This window comes from Ancylobacter sp. TS-1, from assembly GCF_009223885.1.
GTDB lineage: Bacteria > Pseudomonadota > Alphaproteobacteria > Rhizobiales > Xanthobacteraceae > Ancylobacter.
On record NZ_CP045144.1, the window covers coordinates 909,211 to 932,090 of the forward strand.

Annotated in this window: 20 protein-coding genes; 4 read left to right on the forward strand and 16 right to left on the reverse strand. The window is 68.6% G+C overall.

What is annotated here, in order from left to right:
- Positions 1-13 precede the first annotated feature (13 nt).
- Positions 14-814, forward strand: coding sequence for an MBL fold metallo-hydrolase (locus GBB76_RS04490; RefSeq protein ID WP_152302181.1), 801 nt, complete (start codon positions 14-16; stop codon positions 812-814).
- Between the two features lie 95 nt (positions 815-909).
- Positions 910-1,752 carry a nucleoside triphosphate pyrophosphohydrolase gene (gene mazG / locus GBB76_RS04495; protein WP_152302182.1) on the forward strand — a complete coding sequence of 281 codons (843 nt, stop codon included), beginning with the start codon at positions 910-912 and terminating at the stop codon, positions 1,750-1,752.
- Positions 1,753-1,760: 8 nt separating this feature from the next.
- Here mazG and GBB76_RS04500 read toward each other — a convergent pair whose 3' ends face one another.
- The 11 genes from GBB76_RS04500 to dusB all read right to left on the reverse strand — a co-directional run bounded on the left by GBB76_RS04500 (position 1,761) and on the right by dusB (position 16,099).
- Positions 1,761-2,975, reverse strand: a complete 1,215-nt coding sequence (locus GBB76_RS04500) for a glycosyl transferase (protein ID WP_152302183.1) — start codon at positions 2,973-2,975, stop codon at positions 1,761-1,763.
- Positions 2,976-3,000: 25 nt separating this feature from the next.
- Positions 3,001-4,341, reverse strand: coding sequence for a GTPase HflX (gene hflX, locus GBB76_RS04505; protein WP_152302184.1), 1,341 nt, complete (start codon positions 4,339-4,341; stop codon positions 3,001-3,003).
- Positions 4,342-4,365: 24 nt separating this feature from the next.
- Positions 4,366-4,617, reverse strand: a complete 252-nt coding sequence (gene hfq / locus GBB76_RS04510; RefSeq protein ID WP_013166585.1) for an RNA chaperone Hfq — start codon at positions 4,615-4,617, stop codon at positions 4,366-4,368.
- Positions 4,618-4,838: 221 nt separating this feature from the next.
- A complete protein-coding gene (locus tag GBB76_RS04515) occupies positions 4,839-5,699 on the reverse strand; it encodes a D-amino-acid transaminase (protein WP_152302185.1) in 861 nt (286 codons plus the stop codon).
- Between the two features lie 21 nt (positions 5,700-5,720).
- Complete coding sequence (locus GBB76_RS04520; protein WP_152302186.1) at positions 5,721-7,169, reverse strand: TrkH family potassium uptake protein; 1,449 nt, start codon at positions 7,167-7,169, stop codon at positions 5,721-5,723.
- A gap of 13 nt (positions 7,170-7,182) precedes the next feature.
- On the reverse strand, positions 7,183-8,559 hold the full coding sequence (gene trkA, locus GBB76_RS04525) for a Trk system potassium transporter TrkA (RefSeq protein ID WP_152302187.1): 1,377 nt from the start codon (positions 8,557-8,559) through the stop codon (positions 7,183-7,185).
- A gap of 137 nt (positions 8,560-8,696) precedes the next feature.
- Positions 8,697-10,067, reverse strand: coding sequence for a sigma-54 dependent transcriptional regulator (locus tag GBB76_RS04530; RefSeq protein ID WP_152302188.1), 1,371 nt, complete (start codon positions 10,065-10,067; stop codon positions 8,697-8,699).
- 14 nt (positions 10,068-10,081) lie between these two features.
- Positions 10,082-12,346 carry a PAS domain-containing sensor histidine kinase gene (locus tag GBB76_RS04535; protein ID WP_152302189.1) on the reverse strand — a complete coding sequence of 755 codons (2,265 nt, stop codon included), beginning with the start codon at positions 12,344-12,346 and terminating at the stop codon, positions 10,082-10,084.
- Between the two features lie 140 nt (positions 12,347-12,486).
- Entirely contained in the window at positions 12,487-13,932 is a 1,446-nt protein-coding gene (gene ntrC, locus GBB76_RS04540) for a nitrogen regulation protein NR(I) (protein WP_152302190.1), read from the reverse strand.
- Between the two features lie 8 nt (positions 13,933-13,940).
- A complete protein-coding gene (locus tag GBB76_RS04545) occupies positions 13,941-15,071 on the reverse strand; it encodes a nitrogen regulation protein NR(II) (RefSeq protein ID WP_152302191.1) in 1,131 nt (376 codons plus the stop codon).
- Entirely contained in the window at positions 15,068-16,099 is a 1,032-nt protein-coding gene (gene dusB, locus GBB76_RS04550) for a tRNA dihydrouridine synthase DusB (protein ID WP_152302192.1), read from the reverse strand. Before dusB ends, GBB76_RS04545 begins: the two co-directional genes overlap by 4 nt.
- A gap of 188 nt (positions 16,100-16,287) precedes the next feature.
- Here dusB and GBB76_RS04555 point away from each other — a divergent pair, with 188 nt between their 5' ends.
- Positions 16,288-17,466, forward strand: a complete 1,179-nt coding sequence (locus GBB76_RS04555) for a bifunctional 2-C-methyl-D-erythritol 4-phosphate cytidylyltransferase/2-C-methyl-D-erythritol 2,4-cyclodiphosphate synthase (protein WP_152302193.1) — start codon at positions 16,288-16,290, stop codon at positions 17,464-17,466.
- Positions 17,467-17,490: 24 nt separating this feature from the next.
- Positions 17,491-17,991 (forward strand): CinA family protein, encoded by a 501-nt coding sequence (locus GBB76_RS04560; RefSeq protein WP_152302194.1) that lies wholly within the window; start codon positions 17,491-17,493, stop codon positions 17,989-17,991.
- Between the two features lie 117 nt (positions 17,992-18,108).
- Here the strand turns inward: GBB76_RS04560 and GBB76_RS04565 are convergent, their stop codons facing one another.
- The 5 genes from GBB76_RS04565 to GBB76_RS04585 all read right to left on the reverse strand — a co-directional run bounded on the left by GBB76_RS04565 (position 18,109) and on the right by GBB76_RS04585 (position 22,872).
- The gene (locus tag GBB76_RS04565; protein WP_152302195.1) at positions 18,109-18,588 is read right to left on the reverse strand and encodes a type II toxin-antitoxin system RatA family toxin; all 480 of its coding nucleotides are present in this window, start codon (positions 18,586-18,588) and stop codon (positions 18,109-18,111) included.
- Positions 18,589-18,591: 3 nt separating this feature from the next.
- Entirely contained in the window at positions 18,592-19,572 is a 981-nt protein-coding gene (gene lipA, locus GBB76_RS04570) for a lipoyl synthase (RefSeq protein WP_152302196.1), read from the reverse strand.
- Positions 19,573-19,706: 134 nt separating this feature from the next.
- Positions 19,707-19,985 carry a GlsB/YeaQ/YmgE family stress response membrane protein gene (locus GBB76_RS04575; RefSeq protein WP_152302197.1) on the reverse strand — a complete coding sequence of 93 codons (279 nt, stop codon included), beginning with the start codon at positions 19,983-19,985 and terminating at the stop codon, positions 19,707-19,709.
- Between the two features lie 94 nt (positions 19,986-20,079).
- Positions 20,080-21,495, reverse strand: coding sequence for a dihydrolipoyl dehydrogenase (gene lpdA, locus GBB76_RS04580; RefSeq protein WP_152302198.1), 1,416 nt, complete (start codon positions 21,493-21,495; stop codon positions 20,080-20,082).
- Positions 21,496-21,504: 9 nt separating this feature from the next.
- Positions 21,505-22,872, reverse strand: a complete 1,368-nt coding sequence (locus GBB76_RS04585) for a pyruvate dehydrogenase complex dihydrolipoamide acetyltransferase (RefSeq protein WP_152302199.1) — start codon at positions 22,870-22,872, stop codon at positions 21,505-21,507.
- Between the last annotated feature and the right edge of the window lie 8 nt (positions 22,873-22,880).

Sequence of the window (22,880 nt, forward strand, 5' to 3'; positions counted from 1 at the left end):
TCCGCTTCCCGCCATGGCGACCACCTTCACCATCCTCGGCTGCGGCTCCTCCGGCGGAGTGCCGCGCGTCGGGCAGGGGTGGGGCGCCTGCGACCCGAACGAGCCCCGCAACCGCCGCCGGCGCTGCTCCATGCTGGTCGAGCGGTTCGAGCCGGGCGTCGAACAGCCGACGCGGGCGCTGATCGACACCTCACCGGACCTGCGCGAACAGCTCATCGGCGCCGGCGTCGACCGGCTCGACGGCGTGATCTACACCCATGAGCATGCCGACCACACCCACGGCATCGACGACCTGCGCCCGCTGACCATCATGCATCGTCGGCGCATCGACGTGCATGTCGACGCCGAGACCTCGGCCATGCTGCACCAGCGCTTCGGCTACTGCTTCGAGACGCCGCCCGGCAGCGACTACCCGCCAATTCTCACCGAGCATCGCTTCCATGCCGGCGACACCGTCCGCGTCGACGGGCCGGCCGGGTCGATCGAGGCGCTGGCGTTCCGGCAGTACCACGGCAGCATCATCTCCTATGGCTTCCGCATCGGCGGCCTCGCTTACTCCAGCGACCTGCACGACCTGCCGGAGGAAAGCCTGCCGTACCTCGAAGGGCTCGACGTGTGGATCGTCGACGCGCTGCGCATCACGCCGCACCCGACGCATTTCTCGCTCAGCGAGGCGCTGGCCTGGATCGAGCGGCTGAAGCCGCGCCGCGCTGTGCTGACGAACCTGCACACCGACCTGGACTACCGCACGCTGGAGCGCGAACTGCCGGCGGGCGTCACGGCCGCCTTTGACGGCCTAAAATTCACGCTCTGACAATATGTTGCGCCGGCATGCTCATGCATTCTCGTGACCGGACGAATATCTATGTTTTCCATAATATGTCTTCTGCGAATCATTGGAATATGAAAATGAGGGCCTCCCGCGACATCTCCCGCCTGCTCGAGATCATGGCCGCCCTGCGCACGCCGGGCACGGGCTGCCCGTGGGATCTGGAGCAGGACTTCGCGTCCATAGCGCCCTACACCGTCGAGGAAGCCTATGAGGTCGCGGACGCCATCGCGCGGGGCGATCTCGACGATCTGCGCGACGAGCTGGGCGACCTGCTGCTTCAGGTCGTCTTCCACGCCCGCATGGCGCAGGAGATGACGCCCGAGCAAGGCGCCTTCGATTTCGGCGACGTCGTGCTCGCCGTCACCACCAAGATGATCCGCCGGCATCCCCACGTCTTCGGCGACGCGCGCGGGCGTGACGTTACGGCGGTGAACGCCGCCTGGGACGCCATCAAGGCCGAGGAGAAGGCCGAGCGTGCCGAGCGCCGCGCCCGGCGCGGCCTGCCACCGGAACCGGAGCAGGGCCGCACGCTGGACGGCGTGCCGGTCGGCGCCCCCGCCCTCACCCGCGCCGTGAAGCTGCAGAACAAAGCGGCCAAGGTCGGCTTCGACTGGCCGGAGGTGCGCCCGGTGCTGGACAAGATCCGCGAGGAGATCGACGAGGTGGAGGCCGAGATCGCCGCCGACGATCGCGAGGCCGCTGCCGGCGAGGTGGGCGATCTGCTGTTCGCCATGGCCAATCTGGCGCGCCATCTCGGCGTCGACCCCGAGGCAGCGCTGCGGGGCACCAACGAGAAGTTCGTCCGCCGCTTCGCCTATATCGAGGACCGGCTGGCCGAACAAGGCCGCGCGCCGGCGCAGGCGAGCCTCGACGAGATGGAAGAGCTCTGGCAGGCAGCGAAGACGGCGCGCGAGGCCTGACGCGGGCGTCAGGTGTTGAGCACGTCGAGGAACGATTCCCGCATCCGCTCCAGCGTGAAATCCCGCCGCAGCGCCGTCTGCCCATTGCGGGCGAGCCGCTCGAAAAGCGCGCCGTCGGCCGCGATCGTGTGGAGCGAGGCGATCACCCGGTCGGGGTCGAGACTGCCGCACACATGGCCGGCCCCGTGCTCGCGGGCATAGCGCGCGGGCGATGAAAACTCTGGCGCGTGCACCAGCACCGGGCGCCCGGCGGCGAAATAGCTTGTCAGCTTCGAGGGGAAGCTCAGCCGGGCGACGTCCTCACGCGGTTTCTCGAAGGAATAGGGGCAGTAGAGCACGTCGCACTGCTCGGCGAGCCTGCGTATCGTGTCGGCCTGCGGCAGCCAGCCCGGATAGTCCAGCCGGTCGGCCGGCAGGTCGTCCGGGGGATAATGCTGCCCGATCGCCGTGAGCCGGATGTTCCGGCCGCCGATCCGCCACCCTGCCCTGTGCAAGGCGGCGATCAGGCTTTCCCACGCATCGGTCGCATAGAGCTGCCCGGCGAAGCCGATGACGAGGTCCTCGCCATGCAGGCGCGGCACCGGCGCCTGCGCCAACGCCATGTCGTGCCCGGCGATCACCGGCACGCTGCGCACGCCGTAGCGGGCAAGGTATTCCTCCGCCATGTTCCACGAGGCGGCGGCGCAGGCCCGGCTCTTCGACATCGCGGCGTCGAAGGAGCGATGGGCGATGAAGCGGCTCACCGGATCCACCTTGTGGGCATCGAGCCACCAGGACAGCGGATCCCACACCTGGGTGTAGAGCGGCACGCCGAGCCGCTGCGCCAGCGGCGCCGCGAGGCCGGTGACCACCTGCCCTTCCAGAATGGCCCAGATCGCGTCCACGCCCTGTTCGCGCGCGAAGCGTTCCGCCATGCGCAGGATTTCCGCGCCGCGCGTCCGGCGCATATGCGCGGCGACGATGGCGGCGCCCGCCGTCCCGATGGGCAGCGATCCGTAGAGATAGGTGCCCGCTTCGCGGGGCTTCTCGACGGTCAGCGTCTCGAGCCCGGCGAGATCGGGGGCGGGGTGAGCGGTCAGGAGCGGGTTCAGCACGACGAAGGCGCACAGGCGCTCGGGCGGCAGGAAACGGCACTGCTGCGCCACCACCAGACCACCCGTGTAGTTGGTGCAGGGAGGAATGTCCGACAGCAGGAGGAGCTTCTTGTGCTTCAGAACGGACATCAGGGGCCGCGCGGCCGGCTGTTCATCAGTGATTGCCGCCCTGCGTCACCCGCCCGGCGCCGAAGCGCCGGACCACGAGGCCGCGCCTTTCCGGCGCGATGCGGAACGCGATGCGCTGCACGCCGTCCTCCGAGACGTCGCGCCCCAGAACCTCGCCATGGCGATAGAGCCAGCCGAGGCCCTCGCCGTCCTCCGGCGGGAGCTTCACCTGAAGCGTGATGCGGCCGGACGCGATGCGCCGCGCGATCGCCTCCAGCAACACGTCCATCCCCTCGCCCGTCAGCGCCGACACCGGGATCGGCCGGGCGTCGCCCTCGCGTCGGGCGGCCGTGTTGAACAGGCGCGCCTTGCCCTCGTCGTCGAGCCGGTCGATCTTGTTCCACACCTCGATCAGGCGATGATCGTCGTCCGGGTCGATATCGAGATCGCCCAGCACCTGCTCGACATCGAGCGCCTGCGCCTCCGCGTCCTCGTGCGACATGTCGCGCACATGCAGGATCAGGTCGGCCTCGATCACCTCCTCCAGCGTCGCCCGGAAGGCCGCGACGAGCTGGGTCGGCAGGTCGGAGATGAAGCCCACCGTGTCGGACAGGATCACCCGCTCGCCGCCGGGAAGCTGCACGGCGCGCAGCGTCGGGTCGAGCGTGGCGAAGAGCAGATCCTGCGCCATCACCTGCGCCCGGGTCAGCCGGTTGAACAGCGTCGACTTGCCGGCATTGGTGTAACCGACCAGCGCGACGACGGGATAAGGCACCTTCTTGCGGCTGGCGCGGTGCAAAGCGCGGGTACGCTTTACCTGCTCCAGCTCGCGCTCGATCTTGACGATGCGCTCGCCGATCAGCCGCCGGTCGGCCTCGATCTGTGTCTCGCCGGGGCCGCCGAGGAAGCCGAAGCCGCCGCGCTGGCGCTCCAGATGGGTCCAGGACCGCACCAGCCGGCTGCGCTGATAATTCAGGTGAGCGAGTTCAACCTGAAGCACACCTTCCTTGGTCCGTGCGCGCTGACCGAAGATTTCCAGAATGAGAGCCGTTCGATCTATAACCTTGGCGTCAAACGCTTTTTCGAGGTTTCGCTGCTGCACCGGACTGAGCGGCGCGTCGACGAAGACCAGCCCCGCCTCCTCCGCCTTCACGAGGCCGGCGATCTCCTCGACCTTGCCGCTGCCGAGATAGGTGGCAGGCTTTACCTGGCTGAGACCGACCAGAAGCTGGCCGACGACCTTCAGGTCGATGGCCAGCACGAGGCCGACCGCCTCATCCAGACGCGCCTCGGGCGAGCGGTGGACCGCCTCGTCCCCCGCTCCGCGGCGTGTCAGATTCGGCACGATCACCACGACGCGGGTGGCATCGCCGGCCGGCCGGCGCACGCCGGGAACCCTTGAGCTCCAAGCTCAGCCCTTCTCGCCGGTCTCGTCCGGTTCGAAAAGCTGAACCGGATGGCCGGGCATGATGGTCGAAATGGCATGCTTGTAGACGAGCTGCGAATGGCCGTCCCGGCGCAGCAGCACGCAGAAATTATCGAACCAGGTGACAACTCCCTGGAGCTTCACACCGTTGACCAGAAAGATGGTGAGCGGCGTCTTGTTCTTGCGGACGTGGTTGAGAAAGGTGTCCTGGAGGTTCTGCGAACGTTCCGCGGCCATGGTTTTTTTGATCCGTTTGTTTGTTGTTGCTCGTAGTCGGCGCGGCCGCCTTCACCTGTGCGCTCCGTCCGGGAGGCGACATCCATGAAGACGTGCAACGTAAGCATGGCACACCATGCCCGTCGCGCAAGATGCTTTCGCGGACTTGCCGAGGCTTGGCAAGAGCATTCGCGCATCGGGGCATCCGGATATGGTCTGTGCGGCCGGCCGTCGGGCGGGCCTCAGCGGGCGATCTCCGCCGTCCTGTGGTAGTTCGCGCGCAGGGCGCGCGCCACCGGACCGGGCGTGCCGTCGCCGATGGAATGGCCGTCGATTCGCACCACCGGCGTCGCGAAATTGGTCGCTGAGGTCACGAAGGCCTCGCGCGCGGCCAGCGCCTCGGCGACGGTGAAGGGCCGCTCCTCGACGCGCAGCTGAAGCTGCTCGGCTACCTCCAGCATGACCGTACGGGTGATCCCGCGCAGGATGCCGCTCTCGGCCGGGCGCGTCACCAGCCGCCCCTCGCCCGTCACGATCCACGCATTGGTCGAGCCGCCCTCGGTGACGTGGCCAGCGGCATCGACGAACCACGCCTCGCGCGCGCCGGCCTGCTTCGCGGCCTCCTTGGCGAGCACATTGGGCAGCAGGCCGGTGGTCTTGATGTCCACCCGCTCCCAGCGATTGTCGGGAACGGTGATGATGGCGATCCCCTGCCCCGCCGTGGTCTCGCCCTTGGCAGGATCGACCGCTCGGGCGGTGACGACGATGGACGGCGGCACCTCCGGATCGGGGAAATAATGGTCGCGGCGCGCCACGCCGCGCGTGATCTGGAGATAGACGAAGCCGTCGCGCACGCGGTTGCGCCGGATCGTCTCGCGCAGCACCACGCCGAGCGCGGCGAGCGGCATCGGCATGGCGATGTGAATGGCGTCGAGCGAGCGGGCGAGACGCTCCATGTGGCGGCGCTCGTCCACCATGTACCCGCCGCGCACCTCGCAGACCTCGTACACGCCGTCGGCAAACTGGTAGCCGCGATCCTCGACATGCACGAAGGCGTCGGCATGCGGCACGTAAAGTCCGTTCACATAGGCGATGCGCGACATATCCGTCCCGTTCCCGCGGCCTTAACGCCGCCACAGCGCGAAATTGGCGAGACCCAGCACCACGAGGATCTCCAGCCGGCCGAGAATCATGGCCAGCGCGAGTATAAGCTGGGCGTAGGCCGGCAGCGCTCCCCAGTCCGGCCACGCCACGCCCGGCTGCCAGGCGACGGCGTAGACCGGCCCGACATTGCTCAGCGCCGACACGATGGCGACGAAGGCGGACTCGAAGCTCGGCATCGCCGGGGCGATGGCGACGGTCAGACCGGCGATCGCGGTGCAGGCGACGCCGAACATGATCCAGATCGCCTTCATCATTTGCAGCGTCACGCTCTGCTGGCCGAGCCGGCGCGGATGCACGGCATGGGGATGCACGAGGCGCTCCAGCTCCAGATAGCTCTGCAGAGCCATGGTTCCGGCGCGATAGATCTTGATGCCACCGGCCGTCGAGAAACTGGCGCCACCGATGAAGACGAGCGTTATGACCAGCGCCAGCGGCAGGCTGGCGAAGGCGCCGCCATGCGGCTCGATCCCCGTCGTGGTGACGAGCGAGACCGCCGTGAACATGCCGTCCTCCAGCGCGAGGGGCAGCGACAGCACGCTGCCGGGCGTGCGGAAGCCGATCGCCGCCGCCGCGATGCCGACCACGAGGCACAGGGCCAGCAGCGCCATGTTCTCATACTGGCCGAGCGCCATGCGCAGGCGGCGGGAGAGCAGCATGCGGTGCCACAATATGCTGGTGCCGCCGACCAGCATGAAGACGATCAGCACCGCCTTCACCGCGAAATGGCCATAGGCGGCGATGCCGTCTGCGTCGGGCAGCATCCCGCCGGTGGACAGCGCCGCCCCCGCCAGCCCGAGCGCGTCGAACAGGCCGACGCCGACGGCGAAGAGCATCGCCGTGCACAGCAGGGTCGCCCCGAGGTAGACCGGCAGCACCAGCCGCAGCGCGTCGTCGAGCGCGGTCTGCTCGGTGACGCCGCGCAGATTGGCGCGGGCGCTGCGGTCCGGCAGCCCGCCGATGCCGGCGGGGCCGAGCACGGCGACGAAGCCCAGCAGCGTCAGCAGCCCGCCCGCCCATTGCAGCGTCAGCAGCCAGCCGAGGGTCGCGCGCGGTACGTCGGCGATCCCGTGGATCTGCACCGGGCCGGTGGTGGTGAAGGCGGACACCGCCTCAAGCCAGGCATGCATCGGCCCCAGCGAGGTGGTGGCGGCGATGGGAAAGGCGGCAATGGTCGGCACGCCGAGCCAGATGACGACCAGCAGGCCATACGCCCCGCGCCGGTCGAGCCGCCCGCCACGGTTGCGCACGGCCAGATGAACGGCGCCGGCGCCGAACACCGTCAGCAGCGCGGTGGCGAAGAAGACATCGGCGCCGGGCTCGTTGCGGAACAGCGCCACCAGCGCGGCGATCAGCAGGAACCACGCCATGACCCCGGCGGTGAGCGCGCTGTGGCGGGCGACCGCGATCATTTGTTCCCGTCCCTCAGAAGAATTCGAGGCTCACCCGGAAGAGCTGCTCGACCCGCTTCACCTTGTCGGCGAGCGCGAACAGCACGACCCGGTCGCGCGCCTGGATCACCGTGTCGCCGCGCGGCAGCAGCACCCTGCCCGCCCGGATCACCGCGCCGATACGCATGCCGTCGAACAGGTCGAGCTGCTTGAGCGGCTTGCCGACCAGCGGCGAGGTTTCCAGCGCCTCGGCCTCGATCACCTCGCCGGCCCCGTTCAGCAGCGAATGGACGCCGCGGATGCGGCCCTTGCGGACATATTGCAGGATCTTCGAGACGGTGATCTGGCGCGGGTTCACATAGGCGTCGATGCCGAGGCCGCGTGCAAAGGCGGGATAGGCCGGATCGTTGAGCAGCGACAGCATGCGGCGGGCGCCGAGTTCCCGCGACAGCAGGCAGGACAGGATGTTCACCCGGTCGTCATTGGTGACGGCGATCACCGTGTCCGCGTCGCGGACCGAGGCTTCCTCCAGAATGTTCCGGTCGAGCGCGCTGCCGCGCAGCACCACGGTCCGCGACAGCTCCTGCGCGATTTCCTCGGCGCGGGCCTGATTGTCCTCGATCAGCTTCACCCGCGCCTTGGGGTTGCGCAGTTCCAGCTCGCGGGCGACGTAAAGGCCGATATTGCCGCCGCCGCCAATGACGATCCGCTGGGCGGGCGGCTCGTCATGGCCGAAAATGCTCAGCGTGCGGCTCACCTGATCGCTCTGGGCGACGAAATAGGCGAGGTCGCCGGCCAGCAGCGAATCCGTCGAGCGCGGCACGAAGGTCTTGCCGTTGCGGTTCACTGCCACGACGACCGCCTGAAGGTCAGGGAACAGGTCGGTAAGCTGGCGCAGCGGCGTGTCGAGGACCGGGCAGTCCTCCTGGCACCGCACGCCGACCACCACGACATTGCTGTCGGCAAAGCTGACCGTATCCACCGCGCCCGGCAGCGAGAGCCGGCGGAGCACCATTTCGCCGACCTCGATCTCGGGCGAGATCACCACGTCGATCGGCAGGTGGTCGCGCGAGAACAGGTCGCGCCAGTGGCCCTGCAGGTAGCTCTGGGCGCGCACGCGGGCGATCTTGGTCGGCACGTCGAACAGCGCGTGGCCGACCTGGCAGGCGATCATGTTGACTTCGTCGTGCAGGGTGACGGCGATCAGCATGTCCGCCGCCTCCAGTCCCGCCCGGGCCAGCACGTCGGGGTGCGAGCCGTGGCCGACGAAGCCGCGCACGTCGAGCGTGTCGGTCACGGCCTGGATGAGGCGGGGGGACGTGTCGATGATGGAGACGTCGTTCTGCTCGGCGGCGAGCCGCTCGGCGATGCCGAACCCCACCTGCCCCGCCCCGCAAATGACGACCTTCATGAGGACCCCGCTCGAACCCACCCGAAGCGGGGTCGCGAGTCCCCGGATCGGCATTGCCGATTCACTCTATATCAGGTTCCCGGCCGTCCGAAGACGGCCCGCCGGCAGCCCCGCACATCTTCCTGCGCAAGGGCGCCTCAGCCGATGCCGAGGGCCTTCAGCTTGCGATGCAGCGCCGAGCGTTCCATGCCGACGAACTCGGCGGTGCGCGAGATGTTGCCGCCGAAGCGGCTAATCTGGGCGACGAGATATTCGCGCTCGAACACCTCGCGGGCATCGCGCAGCGGCAGCCCCATCAGATGCTCGCCGCCATTGCCGCTCGGCAGGCTCGGCACCAGCGAGCCGACATCGGGCGGCAGCATGTCGGCCGTCACCGGCACGTCGGCATCGCCCGAGGCGAGGATCAGCAGCCGCTCGATGTTGTTGCGAAGCTGGCGGACATTGCCCGGCCAGTCATGCGACTGGAGCACGGCGAGCGCGTCGTCGGCAATGCGCCGGCGTGTCAGGCCGGTCGCCTGCGAGATCTGCTCCAGGAAGAACTCGACCAGCTCCGGCACGTCATCGCGCCGCTCGGCGAGCGGCGGAACGCGGATCGGCACCACGCCGAGGCGGTGATACAGGTCCTCGCGGAACCGGCCCTCGGTGATTTCCTTCTCCAGATTGCGCGCGGTGGAGGAGATGATGCGCACGTCGACCGTGACGCGGGTGGCGCCGCCGACCCGCAGGAAGTTCTGGTCCACCAGCACGCGCAAGATGCGGTTCTGGGTCTCGCGCGGCATGTCGGCGATCTCGTCGATGAAGAGCGTGCCGCCATGGGCCTCTTCCAGCGCGCCGACCTGACCGCCCCCCTGCCCGTCCGCGCTCTCGACGCCGAACAGCTCGACTTCCATGCGCTCGGGCGTGATGGCGGCGGCGTTGATGACGACGAAGGGGCCGTTGGCGCGGGCCGAGGCCGCATGGATCATGCGCGCCGTCAGTTCCTTGCCGGAGCCGGAGGGGCCGACGATCATGATGCGGCTGTTGGTCGGCGCCACGCGCTCGATGCCCTGCCGCAGCTGGTTCATCACCGAGGAATGGCCGACGAGCTGCTGCGCCACCGGCGCGCGCTGCTTGAGGTCGCGCACCTCGCGCTTCAGCCGCAGCGTTTCCAGCGCCCGCTCGGCGACCAGGATCAGCCGGTCGGAATTGAACGGCTTCTCGATGAAGTCGTAGGCGCCCTGCTTGATGGCGGCGACGGCGGTCTCGATGGTGCCGTGGCCGGAGATCATCACCACCGGCACGTCGGGATGGTCGCGCTTGATGATCTCGAGCAGTTGCAGCCCGTCGAGCTTGGAGCGTTCCAGCCAGATGTCGAGGAAGACGAGATGCGGGCGGCGCGCCTCGATGGCGGCGCGTGCCTCGTCGCTGTCCTTGGCGGTGCGGGCGCCGTAGCCCTCATCTTCCAGGATGCCCGCCACCAGCCCGCGAATGTCGGCCTCGTCGTCGACGATCAGGATATCGGTCGCCATTGCTCTGTTCTCCTTCAGCCGACCCGCCGGGGCGCGGCATCGCCGCCACCCCTGCCGTCATTGGTAGCGGTCGGGCCGCCGTCACGCGCGAAACGCAGGCGGATCCAGGCGCCGCGCCCATCGGGCGCATCGTCCAGCTCAATGCCGCCGCCATGTTCTTCCATGATCTTTCCCACGATCGCGAGACCGAGCCCGGTGCCCTTCTCGCGGGTTGTGACATAGGGTTCGAGCAGCCGCGCCCGGTTCTCGGTCGGCAGGCCCTTGCCGTTGTCGATGACGTCGATGGACACCATCCGCTCGTCCGCGTTCACCGCGACCCGGATGCGTGGCGGCTCGCCGCGCTCCTCGGGCGGAACGGCGGCCAGCGCCTCGGTGGCGTTCTTGATGATGTTGGTCAGCGCCTGCGAGATCAGGCGCCGGTCGAACAGGGCGACGAGCGGCGCCTCCGGCACCTCGAACTCGATAGCCACGTCCGGGTTCCCCACCCGCATGAGGAAAACCACCTGCCGGACCGTCTCGCCGACGTCCTGCGCCTCGGCGACGGGCTTGGGCATGCGCGCGAAGGAGGAGAACTCGTCCACCATGCGGCCGATGTCGCCGACCTGCCGGATGATCGTTTCCGTGCACTGGTCGAACACCTCGCGGTCGTGCTCGATCACCTTGCCGTAGCGCCGGCGCAGGCGCTCGGCGGAAAGCTGGATCGGGGTCAGCGGGTTCTTGATCTCATGGGCGATGCGGCGCGCCACGTCGGCCCAGGCCGAGGTACGCTGGGCGACAACAAGCTCGGTGATGTCGTCGAGCGTCACCACCCAGCCATGCTCGGCCTCGCGCGACTGCTCGGTGGTGACGCGCACCGCGATCACCCGGTCGCGGCCGTTGCGGGTGAGCGTGGTGTTGCCCTGGACGCTGCGCTCGCCGGCCTCCATCGCCTGCGCCAGCAGCGCGGCGACCTCCGGGACGACGGCCCCGAACGCGCTGCCGTGCACATCGGCCTCGGCGACGCCGAGCAGCCGCTCGGCCGGGCGGTTGATGATCGAGATGCGGCCATGCGAATCGAGACCCACGACGCCGGCGCCCACACCCGACAGCACCGCCTCGGTGAAGCGGCGGCGGGTGTCGATCTGGTCGCGCGCCTGCACGAGATCGTCGCGCTGGGTGCGCAACTCCTGCGTCATCTTGTTGAAGGTCTCGGCGAGGCTGGACAGGTCGCCCTCGGACCGGCGCACCGGAACCTCGACGAAGAGGTTGCCGGCGGCGACAAGATCGGCGGCGCCGATCAGCCGGCGGATCGGGGCCACCAGCCGGTTGGCGAAGTGGATGCCCAGCCACACCGCGCACAGCAGCACGGTCAGCGAGATCACCGCGTAGAGAACCGCGAAGGCGACCTGCACGCCGACGCGCTGCTGCTCCAGATTGCGGTAGTCGACGACGGCGGCCTGCGTCTCCTTGAGATACTCGATGACGCGCGGGTCGACCGAGCGGGCGACGTAGAGATAGAGGTCGCCGAAATCCTTGAGCGGGATGACGGCGCCGACATAATCGGCATCGCCGGGCAGATAGATGAGCGGCTGTTCCTCGGTCGCGTCCTTGAGCGCCAGATTGGCCGGCACCACGAATTCGCGCCCGACGCGCACGGTGGAGCGGTCGATGATCTTGAGATCGCGGTCGATGATCATCGCTGCCGGCAGGCCGCGCACCACGGCCTGTGCGGTCATCGCCTGCCGGAAGCGGCTGCGGTCCTGGTCCCAGAGCGGGCGGATGCGCTGGAGATCGCGCGCCATGCCGAGAATGTCGCCCCGGATCGAATAGGCGTGCTCGCGCACATAGGTCTGGGCGACCGAAACCGCGTTGTCGACGATCGAGCGCGTGCGCACCGAGAACCAGCGGTCGAGACCCTTGTCGAGCGTAATGCTCGCCAGCACCGCGACCAGCAGCGCCGGCACCACCGCGACGATGCCGAACAGCCCGACGATGCGCACATGCAGCCGCGCCGCCGCCCTGCCCCGCCGCCGCGCCTTGACGATGCGCCAGACCTCGCGGCCGATGATGCCGACCAGCACCAGCGACATCAGGCCGTTGAGGCACAGCACGACGATGACGACATCCTGCGACGGCACCAGCGGGGTGATGCCGATCAGGATGATGAAGCTCGCCAGCGCCATGAGCATCGCGAGCAGCACCGCAAGCGGCGCCAGACCCCAGAGCGAGAAGCGGAAGCCCATCGCGCCGAGGTCGACTGTCTCGTCCCGCGTATTGTCGGGGGTGGAAGCGTCGGTCATCCGTCACCGTGTCGACGCCCCGGGAATCGGCGCGCCTTCTGATGCAGTGATATGACACTGGTGCAAAAATGTGACATTGGCGAGCCGCCCCCGCGATTATTCGCGGGAGCGTCGTTTCGCCCGCCGGTCGGCGCGCCCGGTCAGCGGCTGGTACGGATGATCTGGATGTCCAGATCCCGGATCTTCTTGCGCAGCGTGTTGCGGTTAAGCCCGAGCAGTTCCGCCGCCTTGATCTGGTTGCCCCGCGTCGCCGCCAGCGCGGCGGAAAGCAGCGGGTACTCCACGTCCTTCAGGATGCGGTGGTACAGGCCGGGCGGCGGCAGGTTCTCGCCGAAGCCGCCGAAATAGGCGTTGAGGTGCCGTTCCACCGACGAGGACAGCGTCTCGTCCTGGCCGGTCTCCTCCGGCGCGTTGGTGGCGATCGGCGTCGACAGCTCGGCCTCGATGATGGAGGCGGTGATCACCTCCTGCGGGTAGAGCGCGGCGAGGCGGCGGATGAGGTTTTCCAGCTCGCGCACATTGCCCGGCCAGCGGTAGCGCTTGAGCCGGTCGAGCGCGGCGGCGTCGATCTGCTTGCGCGGCAGGCCCTCGCGCTCGGCCTGGAGGAAGAAGTGCCGGGCGAGGTCCGGCACGTCCTCGGTGCGCTCGCGCAGCGGCGGCAGGCGCAGCGGCACGACGTTGAGGCGGAAGAACAGGTCCTCGCGGAACAGGCCCTGCTGGATGAGGATGCGCAGGTCCTTGTTGGTGGCCGCGACGATGCGCACATCGGTCTTGATGGCGGTGCGCCCGCCCACCGTGGTGTATTCGCCCTGCTGGAGCACGCGCAGCAGGCGGGTCTGCGCCTCCATCGGCATGTCGCCGATCTCGTCGAGGAACAGCGTGCCGCCCTCGGCCTGCTCGAAGCGGCCGGCCGAGCGGGCATTCGCGCCGGTGAAGGCGCCCTTCTCGTGGCCGAACAGCTCGGATTCGATGAGGTCGCGCGGGATCGCCGCCATGTTGATGGCGACAAAGGGCCCGTTGCGGCGCTTGCCGTAGTCGTGCAGGGCGCGGGCGACCAGTTCCTTGCCGGTGCCGCTCTCGCCGGCGATCATCACCGTCAGATCGGTCTGCATCAGCCGCGCCAGCACGCGGTAGATGTCCTGCATGGCCGGCGAGCGGCCGACGAGGGGAATGTTGTCGCCGTCCTCGCCCAGCGTCTTGAGCGCGTTCTCCGGCTTCTTCGGCTCGGACAGCGCGCGGCCGACGATGGAGATCAGCTCCTTCAGGTCGAAGGGCTTGGGCAGATATTCGTAGGCCCCCTTCTCCGAGGCCCGGATCGCCGTCATGAAGGTGTTCTGCGCGCTCATGACGATGACCGGCAGGTCCGGACGCACCTTCTTGATGCGCGGCAGCAGGTCGAAGGCGTTCTCGTCCGGCATCACCACGTCGGTGATGACGAGATCGCCGTCGCCTTGGCTGACCCAGCGCCAGAGCGTCGCCGCATTGCCGCAGGAGCGCACCTCGTAGCCCGCCCGCGACAGCGCCTGATTGAGCACGGTGCGGATGGCGGCGTCGTCATCGGCAACCAGGATACTTCCCGTCGGCATGGCGGTTCTCAACTCTTCTCGGTACCGCGATTGGCGCGATACATGGGCATGAGGACACGGAAGGTCGTGCGGCGCGGCTGGCTGTCGCATTCGATGATGCCGCCGTGGTCGCCCACGATCTTCGCCACCAGCGCAAGACCGAGGCCGGTGCCGGTCGGCTTGGTGGTGACGAAGGGATCGAACAGATGGGGCATGAGGTCCTCGGGGACGCCGGGACCGTTGTCCTTCACGCAGAATTCCAGCGGCAGGCTCACCCGCGCGGGCGCGCCGGGCACCATCAGGCGCACGCCGGGACGGAAGGCGGTGGTGAGCTGTATCTCGCCGTCCGGCGCATCGCCGATCGCCTCGGCGGCGTTCTTCACCAGATTGAGGAACACCTGGACGAGCTGGTCGCGATTGGCCAGCACCGGCGGCAGCGAGGGGTCGTATTCCTCGACGAAACGGATGTTGCGCGCGAAGCCGGAACTGGCAAGCGTGCGAACATGCTCCAGCACGGCGTGGATGTTGACCGGCTCGCGCTCTATGGGACGCTCGTCGGAGAACACCTCCATGCGATCGACCAGCTTGACGATGCGGTCGGCCTCCTCGGTGATCAGCCGGGTCAGCGAGCGGTCGTCGTCGCTGGCGGAGAGTTCGAGAAGCTGCGCCGCACCGCGAATGCCCGACAGCGGGTTCTTGATCTCGTGCGCCAGCATGGAGGCCAGCGCCGTCACCGAGCGCGCCGCGCCGCGATGGGTGAGCTGGCGATCCATCTTGTCGGCGATGGTGCGCTCCTGGAGCATGATGACGACATGGCCGGGTACTTCCGGCAGCGGCGCGACATGGATGTCGACGATGCGCTCCCCGCCATTGCGTGGCGTGCCGAGGTCGACGCGGTACTCGTTGACCGCCGCGCCGCGCGTGCGCACCTGTTCCACCAGCGACAGGATCGGGCTGCCGAACGGCACGAACTCCTGAAGCCGGTGACGCATCAGCACCGCCAGCGACGCCTCGAAGAAGGCCTCGGCGGCGACGTTGGCATCGACCATGCGGTCGTCCCCCGCCACCGTGATGACCGGATGCGGCAGCGCGTTCACCACAGCCTCGGCGGTGGCGCCGCCTTCGGGCGCAGCAGTACTGTGCGGGGGGACCGACTTCATGCCGCGGCTCTCCATGCGAGTTCGTCGAATGCGTCGCGGATGCCCTGCGCTACCTGCGCGGGTTCCTCGAGGGTAAGCAGGCGCTGGCGCCAGCCCCTCGCGGCTTCCGGCGGACGCCCGGCAGTCACTGCCGCAGCGGCCAGCGACCAGCCAATGTGCTTGCGGGCGCAGCGCATGCCGAGCTCGCGCCCGTAATGCGACAGCCAGCCCTCATAGAGTTCGAGCAGCACGTCGCGCTGTTCGTCGAGCGGCGGATCGGCGGGAGTGCTCCCGCCGGCGAGGCGTGCCTGCACCTGCCCGGGGAACCAGGGTCGGCCCTGCGCGCCGCGTCCGATCATCAGCCCGTCCGCGCCGGAGGCGGCGAGCATGGCGGGCGCATCCTCGGCGGCGACGAGATCGCCATTGGCGAGCACGGGGATACGCACGGCCTGCCGAACGGCGCGGATTGCCGCCCAGTCGGCGCGGCCGGTGTAGAACTGGCAGCGCGTGCGGGCGTGAATGGTGACGAGCTGCACGCCGATCGCCTCGGCGCGGCGGGCCAGTTCGGGCGCCACGGTCGCCGCATCGTCCCAGCCGAGCCGGGTCTTCAGCGTCACCGGCACGTCGACGGCGCCGACCACCGATTCGATGATCGAGGTGGCGAGGTCGAGGTCGCGCAGCAGCGCCGAGCCGGCAAGGCCCGTGGTCACGCGCTTGGCGGGACAGCCCATGTTGATGTCGATGATGCGGGCGCCAGCAGCTTCAGCCATCTTGGCCGCGCGCGCCATCGAGGCGGGTTCGTTGCCGGCGAGCTGCACCGCGTGAATGGCGACACCCTCGCCTTCCGCCCGCAGCACCGTTTCCTCATGGCCGCGCGCCAGCGCGTCCGAGGCCACCATCTCCGAGACGGCCAGCGACGCCCCATAGCGCAGCGCCATGCGCCGAAGCGGTGCATCGGTAATGCCGGCCATGGGCGCGAGCACGACTGTTCCCGGCACCGTGACGGAGCCGATCTGGAGGTTGGCGTTCGAAGCGGACGAAAGGGTCAAGCGGTGATCACTCGATGCACATTTAATGAGCCCGACCAGCGGTGCCTATATAATAGCCACGCCGCAACCGTCAGCAACCCTTCTGAATGGCTTATGCCAAATCTTTTGCAATGAGCCTTCGCTTTTGCGCTAAACGAGGCCCCGGGGCAAGCCTGCGCTGCTGAAGCGGCAGTCAGCAAAAGGATCGGATGCATACGCAGATGCGCACGGATGTGATCGTGGTCGCGGCAGGGCGGGGCCATCGGGCCGGCGAGGGACTGCCCAAGCAGTATCGCACGCTCGGCGGACAGATGGTTCTGCGACGTACTTTGCAACGCTTCCTCGGCCAGCCCGGCATCCGTTTCGTGCAACCCGTGATCTCGCCCGACCATGCCGGACTCTGCGCCGAGGCGCTGGCAGGACTTGCCGGCGTGCTGGCGCCGGTCGCCGGCGGGGCGAGCCGGCAGGCCTCGGTCCGGGCGGGGCTGGAGGCGCTCGCCGGCGATCCGCCCGATTTGGTGCTGATCCACGACGCCGCCCGCCCCTTCGTCTCGGAGCGCTTCCTCGCGGACGCCATCGCCGCCGCGGCCGCCCATGGCGCCGCGGTGCCGGCGCTGGCGCTGGTCGACACGATCAAGGCCGTGACCGCGCCGGGCTTCGTCGGCACCGGACCGGACCGCAACCTCGTTCGCGGCGTGCAGACGCCACAATCCTTCCGCTACGATCTCATTCTCGCCGCGCATCGCGCGCAGGCGGAGGGCGGCGAACTCACCGACGACGCCGCCGTCGCCGAGGCCGCCGGGCACCGTGTTGCCACCTTCCCCGGCGACCCCGCCAACATCAAGCTGACCACGCCGGAGGATTTCGTGACCGCCGAACGCCATGCGCTTGCCGAACTCGCCGACGTGCGCACCGCTACCGGCTACGACGTCCACGCCTTCGGCCCCGGCGACCACGTGATGCTCGGTGGCGTGAAGATTCCCTTCGAGCAGGGCCTCGCCGGCCATTCCGACGCCGACGTGGTGCTGCACGCGCTGACCGATGCGCTGCTCGGCACCATCGGCAGCGCCGATATCGGCTTCCATTTCCCGCCCTCCGACCCGCAATGGAAGGGCGCCTCCTCCGACCGCTTTCTCGCCCACGCGGCGGGCCTCGTGCGCGCGGCCGGCGGGCGCATCGCCCATCTCGACGCCACCGTGGTCTGCGAGGCGCCGAAGATCGGCCCGCACCGCGAGGCGATGCGCGCGAGGATCGCGGAGATCGTCGATCTGCCGCTGGCGCGCGTCAGCGTGAAGGCGACCACCAGCGAGCGGCTCGGCTTCACCGGCCGGCGCGAGGGCATCGCGGCGCTCGCCGCCGCCACCGTCCGCCTGCCCTGGATCGACTGACAAAGAGCGAACGAGGAGGCCCGCATGAGCGAACAGACCGACGCCATCGACGTTCAGGCCATCCGCGTGCTGGACCTGTGCCGCGTGCACGGGCTCACCGTGTCGACAGCCGAATCCTGCACCGGCGGCCTCGTCGTCGGGGCGCTGACCGATATCGCCGGGTCCTCCGACGTGGTGGATCGCGGCTTCGTCACCTATTCCAATGCCGCCAAGCGCGAGATGCTCGGCGTGCCGGCCGCCACGCTCGACGCCTATGGCGCGGTGAGCGAGGAAACGGCGCGCGCGATGGTGGCGGGCCTGCTGCGCACCGCCGGCACGTCGCTGGGCGTGGCGATCACCGGCATCGCCGGGCCGGGCGGGGGGTCGGCGGAAAAGCCGGTCGGCCTCGTGCATTTCGCCGCTGGCACCGCCTCGGGGAAGATCATCGTGCGCCGCGAGGTCTTCGCCGGACAGGATCGCGCCGGCGTGCGCCGGCTCTCCGTGCTGACCGCGCTGGCCATGCTCGCCGAACTGGCGGCGCGGTAGCCATTCCATTCTACCGTCATCCCGGCCGAAGCGCAGCGCAGAGCCGGGATCGTTCTCCGTTCTGACGGCGATCCCGGATCGGCCTGCGACCGTCCGGGATGACGGCGTGGGCGCCCCCTACCCCGCCGGCGCGAGTGGGCGCTCTCCCGTGCCGTACACCTTGTCGGCGCGGGCCTCGAAGGCCTCGGCGAAGCGGCGGAAGGCGGCGTCGAACATCGCCCCCATCAGCAGGCCGAGCGTGCGCGAGCGGAACTCGTAGGAGATGAAGAACTCCACCTCGCAGGAGCGTTCATCGACAGGATGGAAGCTCCAGCGGTTCTCCAGCCGGCTGAACGGGCCGTCGAGATACTCGACCACGATGGACAGCCGCGGCCGGTCGAGCGTCACCCGGCTGGTGAAGCTCTCGCGGAACATCTTGTAGGCGACGCTCATGTCGGCGACGAGGATGTCGACCCCCTCCCCGCTGGCGACGCGCCGGCGCACGCTCAGGCTCTCGCAGAGCGGCACGAACTCCGGGTAGCGCTCGACATCCGCCACCAGCTCGAACATCTCCAACGCCGAGTGGCGGACGCGGCGCTTGCTGCGGAAGGACGGCATGGCTCAGGCGGTCGCCAAGGCGCCCGCGCCGAGCCTGGCGTCGCGGGCGGCGCGGAGGCGGGCGAAATCCTCGCCGGCATGGTGGGAGGAACGCGTCAGCGGGCTCGACGAGACCATCAGGAAGCCCTTCGCATAGGCGATGGTCTCGTAGGACTTGAAGTCCTCCGGCGTCACGAAGCCCATCACCGGATGGTGCTTGCGGGTCGGCTGCAGGTACTGGCCGATGGTCATGAAGTCGATGTCCGCCGAGCGCAGGTCGTCCATGAGCTGGAGCACCTCGTTCCTGACCTCGCCGAGCCCGACCATGATGCCGGACTTGGTGAAGATGGACGGGTCCATCTCCTTCACCCGCTGGAGCAGGCGCAGCGAATGGAAGTAGCGCGCGCCGGGCCGCACCTTCAGGTACAGCGAGGGCACGCATTCGAGGTTGTGATTGAACACGTCCGGACGCGCCGCGACCACCACTTCGAGCGCGCCGTCCTTGCGCAGGAAGTCGGGTGTCAGGATCTCGATGGTGGTCTTCGGGCTGGTTTCGCGGATCGCGCGGATGGTGCGGGCGAAATGCTCGGCGCCGCCATCGGCAAGGTCGTCGCGGTCCACCGAGGTGACGACGACATGCTCCAGCCCGAGCTTCGCCACCGCGTCCGCCACCTTCTGTGGCTCGTCCATGTCGAGCGGACCGGGCATGCCGGTGCGCACGTTGCAGAAGGCACAGGCGCGCGTGCAGGTGTCGCCCATGATCATGAAGGTGGCGTGCTTCTTCTGCCAGCACTCGCCGATGTTCGGGCAGCTCGCTTCCTCGCACACGGTGACGAGGCCGTTGGCACGGACGATATCCGCCGTCTCCTGCCAGCCGGGCGTGCCGGGCGCGCGCACGCGAATCCAGTCCGGCTTCTTGAGCACCGGCGTTTCCGCCCGCTTCGCCTTTTCCGGGTGGCGGGGCTTTTCGAGCGCGCGGTTGAGGGTATTGAGAACGACGACCATTCGCTTTCCGCTGGCTTTACTGCGCCCTGGGCGCAGGCCGATTGCGTTGCCCCACAGTTAAGCCTCGTCCGCGCGTCGCGAAAGAGCGCCCCTCACGCATCCGCCCCGTGCCGGACGCATGACGGGCCGGCGCACTACCTGCCGCGCAGCTTCCGCCACAGGAACAGCACAAGGACGGCGCCCACGGCAGCGGCGAGCAGCGTGCGGAAGAAGCCGAAAACCGGAATGGCCGCCCATTCCGCCAGATACTTACCGACGAAGGCGCCGATAAGCCCGATGAGCAGATTGGTGAAGAGCCCATGATCGCTTTCGGTGACCCGCTCGGCGATCCAGCCGGCGAGCAGGCCGATGATGATCATGGTGAACCAGCCGACACCGGGCTGGTTCAAAGCGGAATAGACATCTCCGTCCATCGTCAGGCTCCTGCCCCTGCGGGCCGCACAGCGGCCCTGCCCCGATCTACCGCTTTTTCCTCATCGGCCGGATGAAGCCATTCGGCCGGGAAGGCTAGATGTGGATGGCCCGCCCATAGGCGGCCAGCACGCTCTCGTGCATCGTCTCAGAAACCGTCGGGTGCGGGAAGACCGCGTTGATCAGCTCTTCCTCGGTGGTTTCCAGATTCATCGCCAGAACGAAGCCCTGGATCAGTTCGGTGACTTCCGCGCCGACAAGGTGCGCGCCGAGCAGGCGGCCGGTCTTGGCGTCGAAGATGGTCTTCACCAGCCCCTCGGACTCGCCCAGAGCCACCGCCTTGCCGTTGCCGATGAAGGGGAAGCGGCCGACCTTGATCTCGAAGCCGGCTTCCTTTGCCTTCTTCTCGGTCAGGCCGACGGAGGCGACCTGCGGCATGCAGTAGGTGCAGCCGGGGATCATCAGCTTGTCCATCGGGTGGGCGTACTTGCCGGCGATGGCCTCGGCGGCGATCACGCCCTCATGCTCGGCCTTGTGCGCCAGCATCGGCGGGCCGGCGACGTCGCCGATGGCCCAGATGCCCGGCACGTTGGTGCGGCACAGCCCGTCGATGACGACGCAGCCGCGGTCGGTCTTCACGCCGAGCTTCTCGATGCCGAGATTCTCGATGTTGCCGACGACGCCGACGGCGGAAATCAGCCGGTCGGCGGTCAGGGTCTGGCTCTTGCCGTCCGCCGTCTCGACGGTCGCGGTGACGCTGTCGGCGCCCTTCACGACCTTGGAGACCTTGGCACCGGAGAGGATCTTGATGCCCTGCTTCTCGAAGCGCTTGCGGGCGTGCTCGGCGATCTCCTCGTCTTCGACAGGGAGGATCTGCGGCAGCAGCTCGATGATCGTCACATCCGAGCCCATCGCCTTGTAGAAGGAGGCGAATTCGACGCCGATGGCGCCCGAGCCCATGATGAGCAGCGACTTCGGCACGCTGGCCGGCGCCAGCGCCTCGAAATAGGTCCAGATCAGCTTCTTGTCCGGCTCGATGCCGGGCAGCGCGCGCGGGCGCGCGCCGGTGGCGATGACGATGTTCTTGGCGGTGTACTCGCCGGCCGGCAGCGCGCCCTTGGGCGCGCCCTCGCTGGCGGCAACAGAGACCTTGCCGGGGGCGGTGAGCGTCGCCTGCCCCCAGATCACGTCAACCTTGTTCTTCTTGAGCAGGAAGCCGACGCCGCTGCTCATCTGCGCCGCGATGCCGCGCGAGCGCTTCACCACGCCGGCGATGTCAACGCCGGTCTTCTCGGCGATCAGGCCGTAATCCTTGGCGTGCTCGATGTAGTGGATGATCTCGGCCGAGCGCAGCAGCGCCTTGGCCGGGATGCAGCCCCAGTTCGGGCAGATGCCGCCGACATAGGAGCGCTCGACCACGCCGACCTTGAGGCCGAGCTGGGCGGCGCGGATCGCCCCGACATAGCCGCCGGGGCCGGAGCCGATGAAGAGGACGTCGTAGTTGTTCGCCATGATCGTTCCTCAGACCAGCATCGACATCGGCTTTTCGATGATCGCCTTGAAGGCGCCGATGAGCTGCGCGCCCATGGCGCCGTCCATCACCCGGTGGTCGCAGGAGATGGTGACGGTCATCACGGTGGCGACCGCCAGTTCGCCCTTCTTCACCACGGCGCGCTGTTCGCTGGTGCCGACGGCGAGGATGGTGGCGTGCGGCGGGTTGATGATCGCCGTGAAGTCCTTGATGCCGAACATGCCGAGGTTCGAGATCGCCGAGGAGCCGCCCTGATATTCGTGCGGCATCAGCTTCTTGTTGCGGGCGCGGGCGGCGAAGTCGCGGGTCTCGTTGGAGATGGCGGAGAGGGTCTTGGTCTCGGCCTTGCGGATGATCGGGGTCAGCAGGCCCTTGCCGCCGTCGATGGCCACCGCGACACCGATGTCGGAGTGCTTCAGCTTGAGGTAGCGGTCGCCACCCCACACCATGTTGGCGTCCGGCACCTGCTGGAAGGCCAGCGCATAGGCCTTGATGACGAAGTCGTTGACCGAGAGCTTGTAGGCGGGCTTGCCGTCCTTCTCGGGCGCCGACTTGTTCAGCTCCTCGCGGAGCTTGAGCAGCGCGTCCACGTCGCAGTCGACGGTGAGGTAGAAGGTCGGCACGGTCTGCCGGGCCTCGGTCATGCGCTGGGCGATGACGCGGCGCATGCCGTCGAGCGGAACTTCCTCATAGGTGCCCGGCTCATAGAAGGCCTTCGCCTGCTCCAGCACCGCGCTGGCGGAGGGAGCGGCAACCGAGGCGGGAGCGGCAGCCGGCGCAGCGGGAACCGCGGCCGGCGCCTTGGCGGCGCCACCGGCGGGAGCCGCCTCGACATCGGCGGCGACGACGCGGCCATGCGGGCCGGAGCCCTTCACCGAGGCGAGATCGACGCCCTTCTCCCTGGCGAGGCGGCGCGCCAGCGGCGAGGAAAAGACGCGCTCGCCATGAGCGGAAGCGGCGGCGGCAGGAGCCGGAGCGGGAGCCACCGCGACGGGAGCGGGAGCGGAAGCCGGCTCGGGCGCCTTTGCGGGCTCAGCCTTCGGCGCCTCAGCCTTGGGAGCCTCGGCCTTGGCGGGGGCGGCACTGGAGCCGGAGGCGACCGCCTTGACGTCCTCGCCATCGGTGGCGAGCACGGCGATGATCTGGTTCACCGGCACGTCCGCAGTGCCTTCCGGCACGAGGATTTTGGCCAGCGTGCCCTCGTCGATGGCCTCGACCTCCATCGTCGCCTTGTCGGTCTCGATTTCGGCGATGACGTCGCCGGGGGCGACCTTGTCTCCCTCCTTCTTCAGCCACTTGGCCAGATTGCCCTTCTCCATGGTCGGAGACAGGGCCGGCATCAGGATTTCGACGGACATGGCGCTTC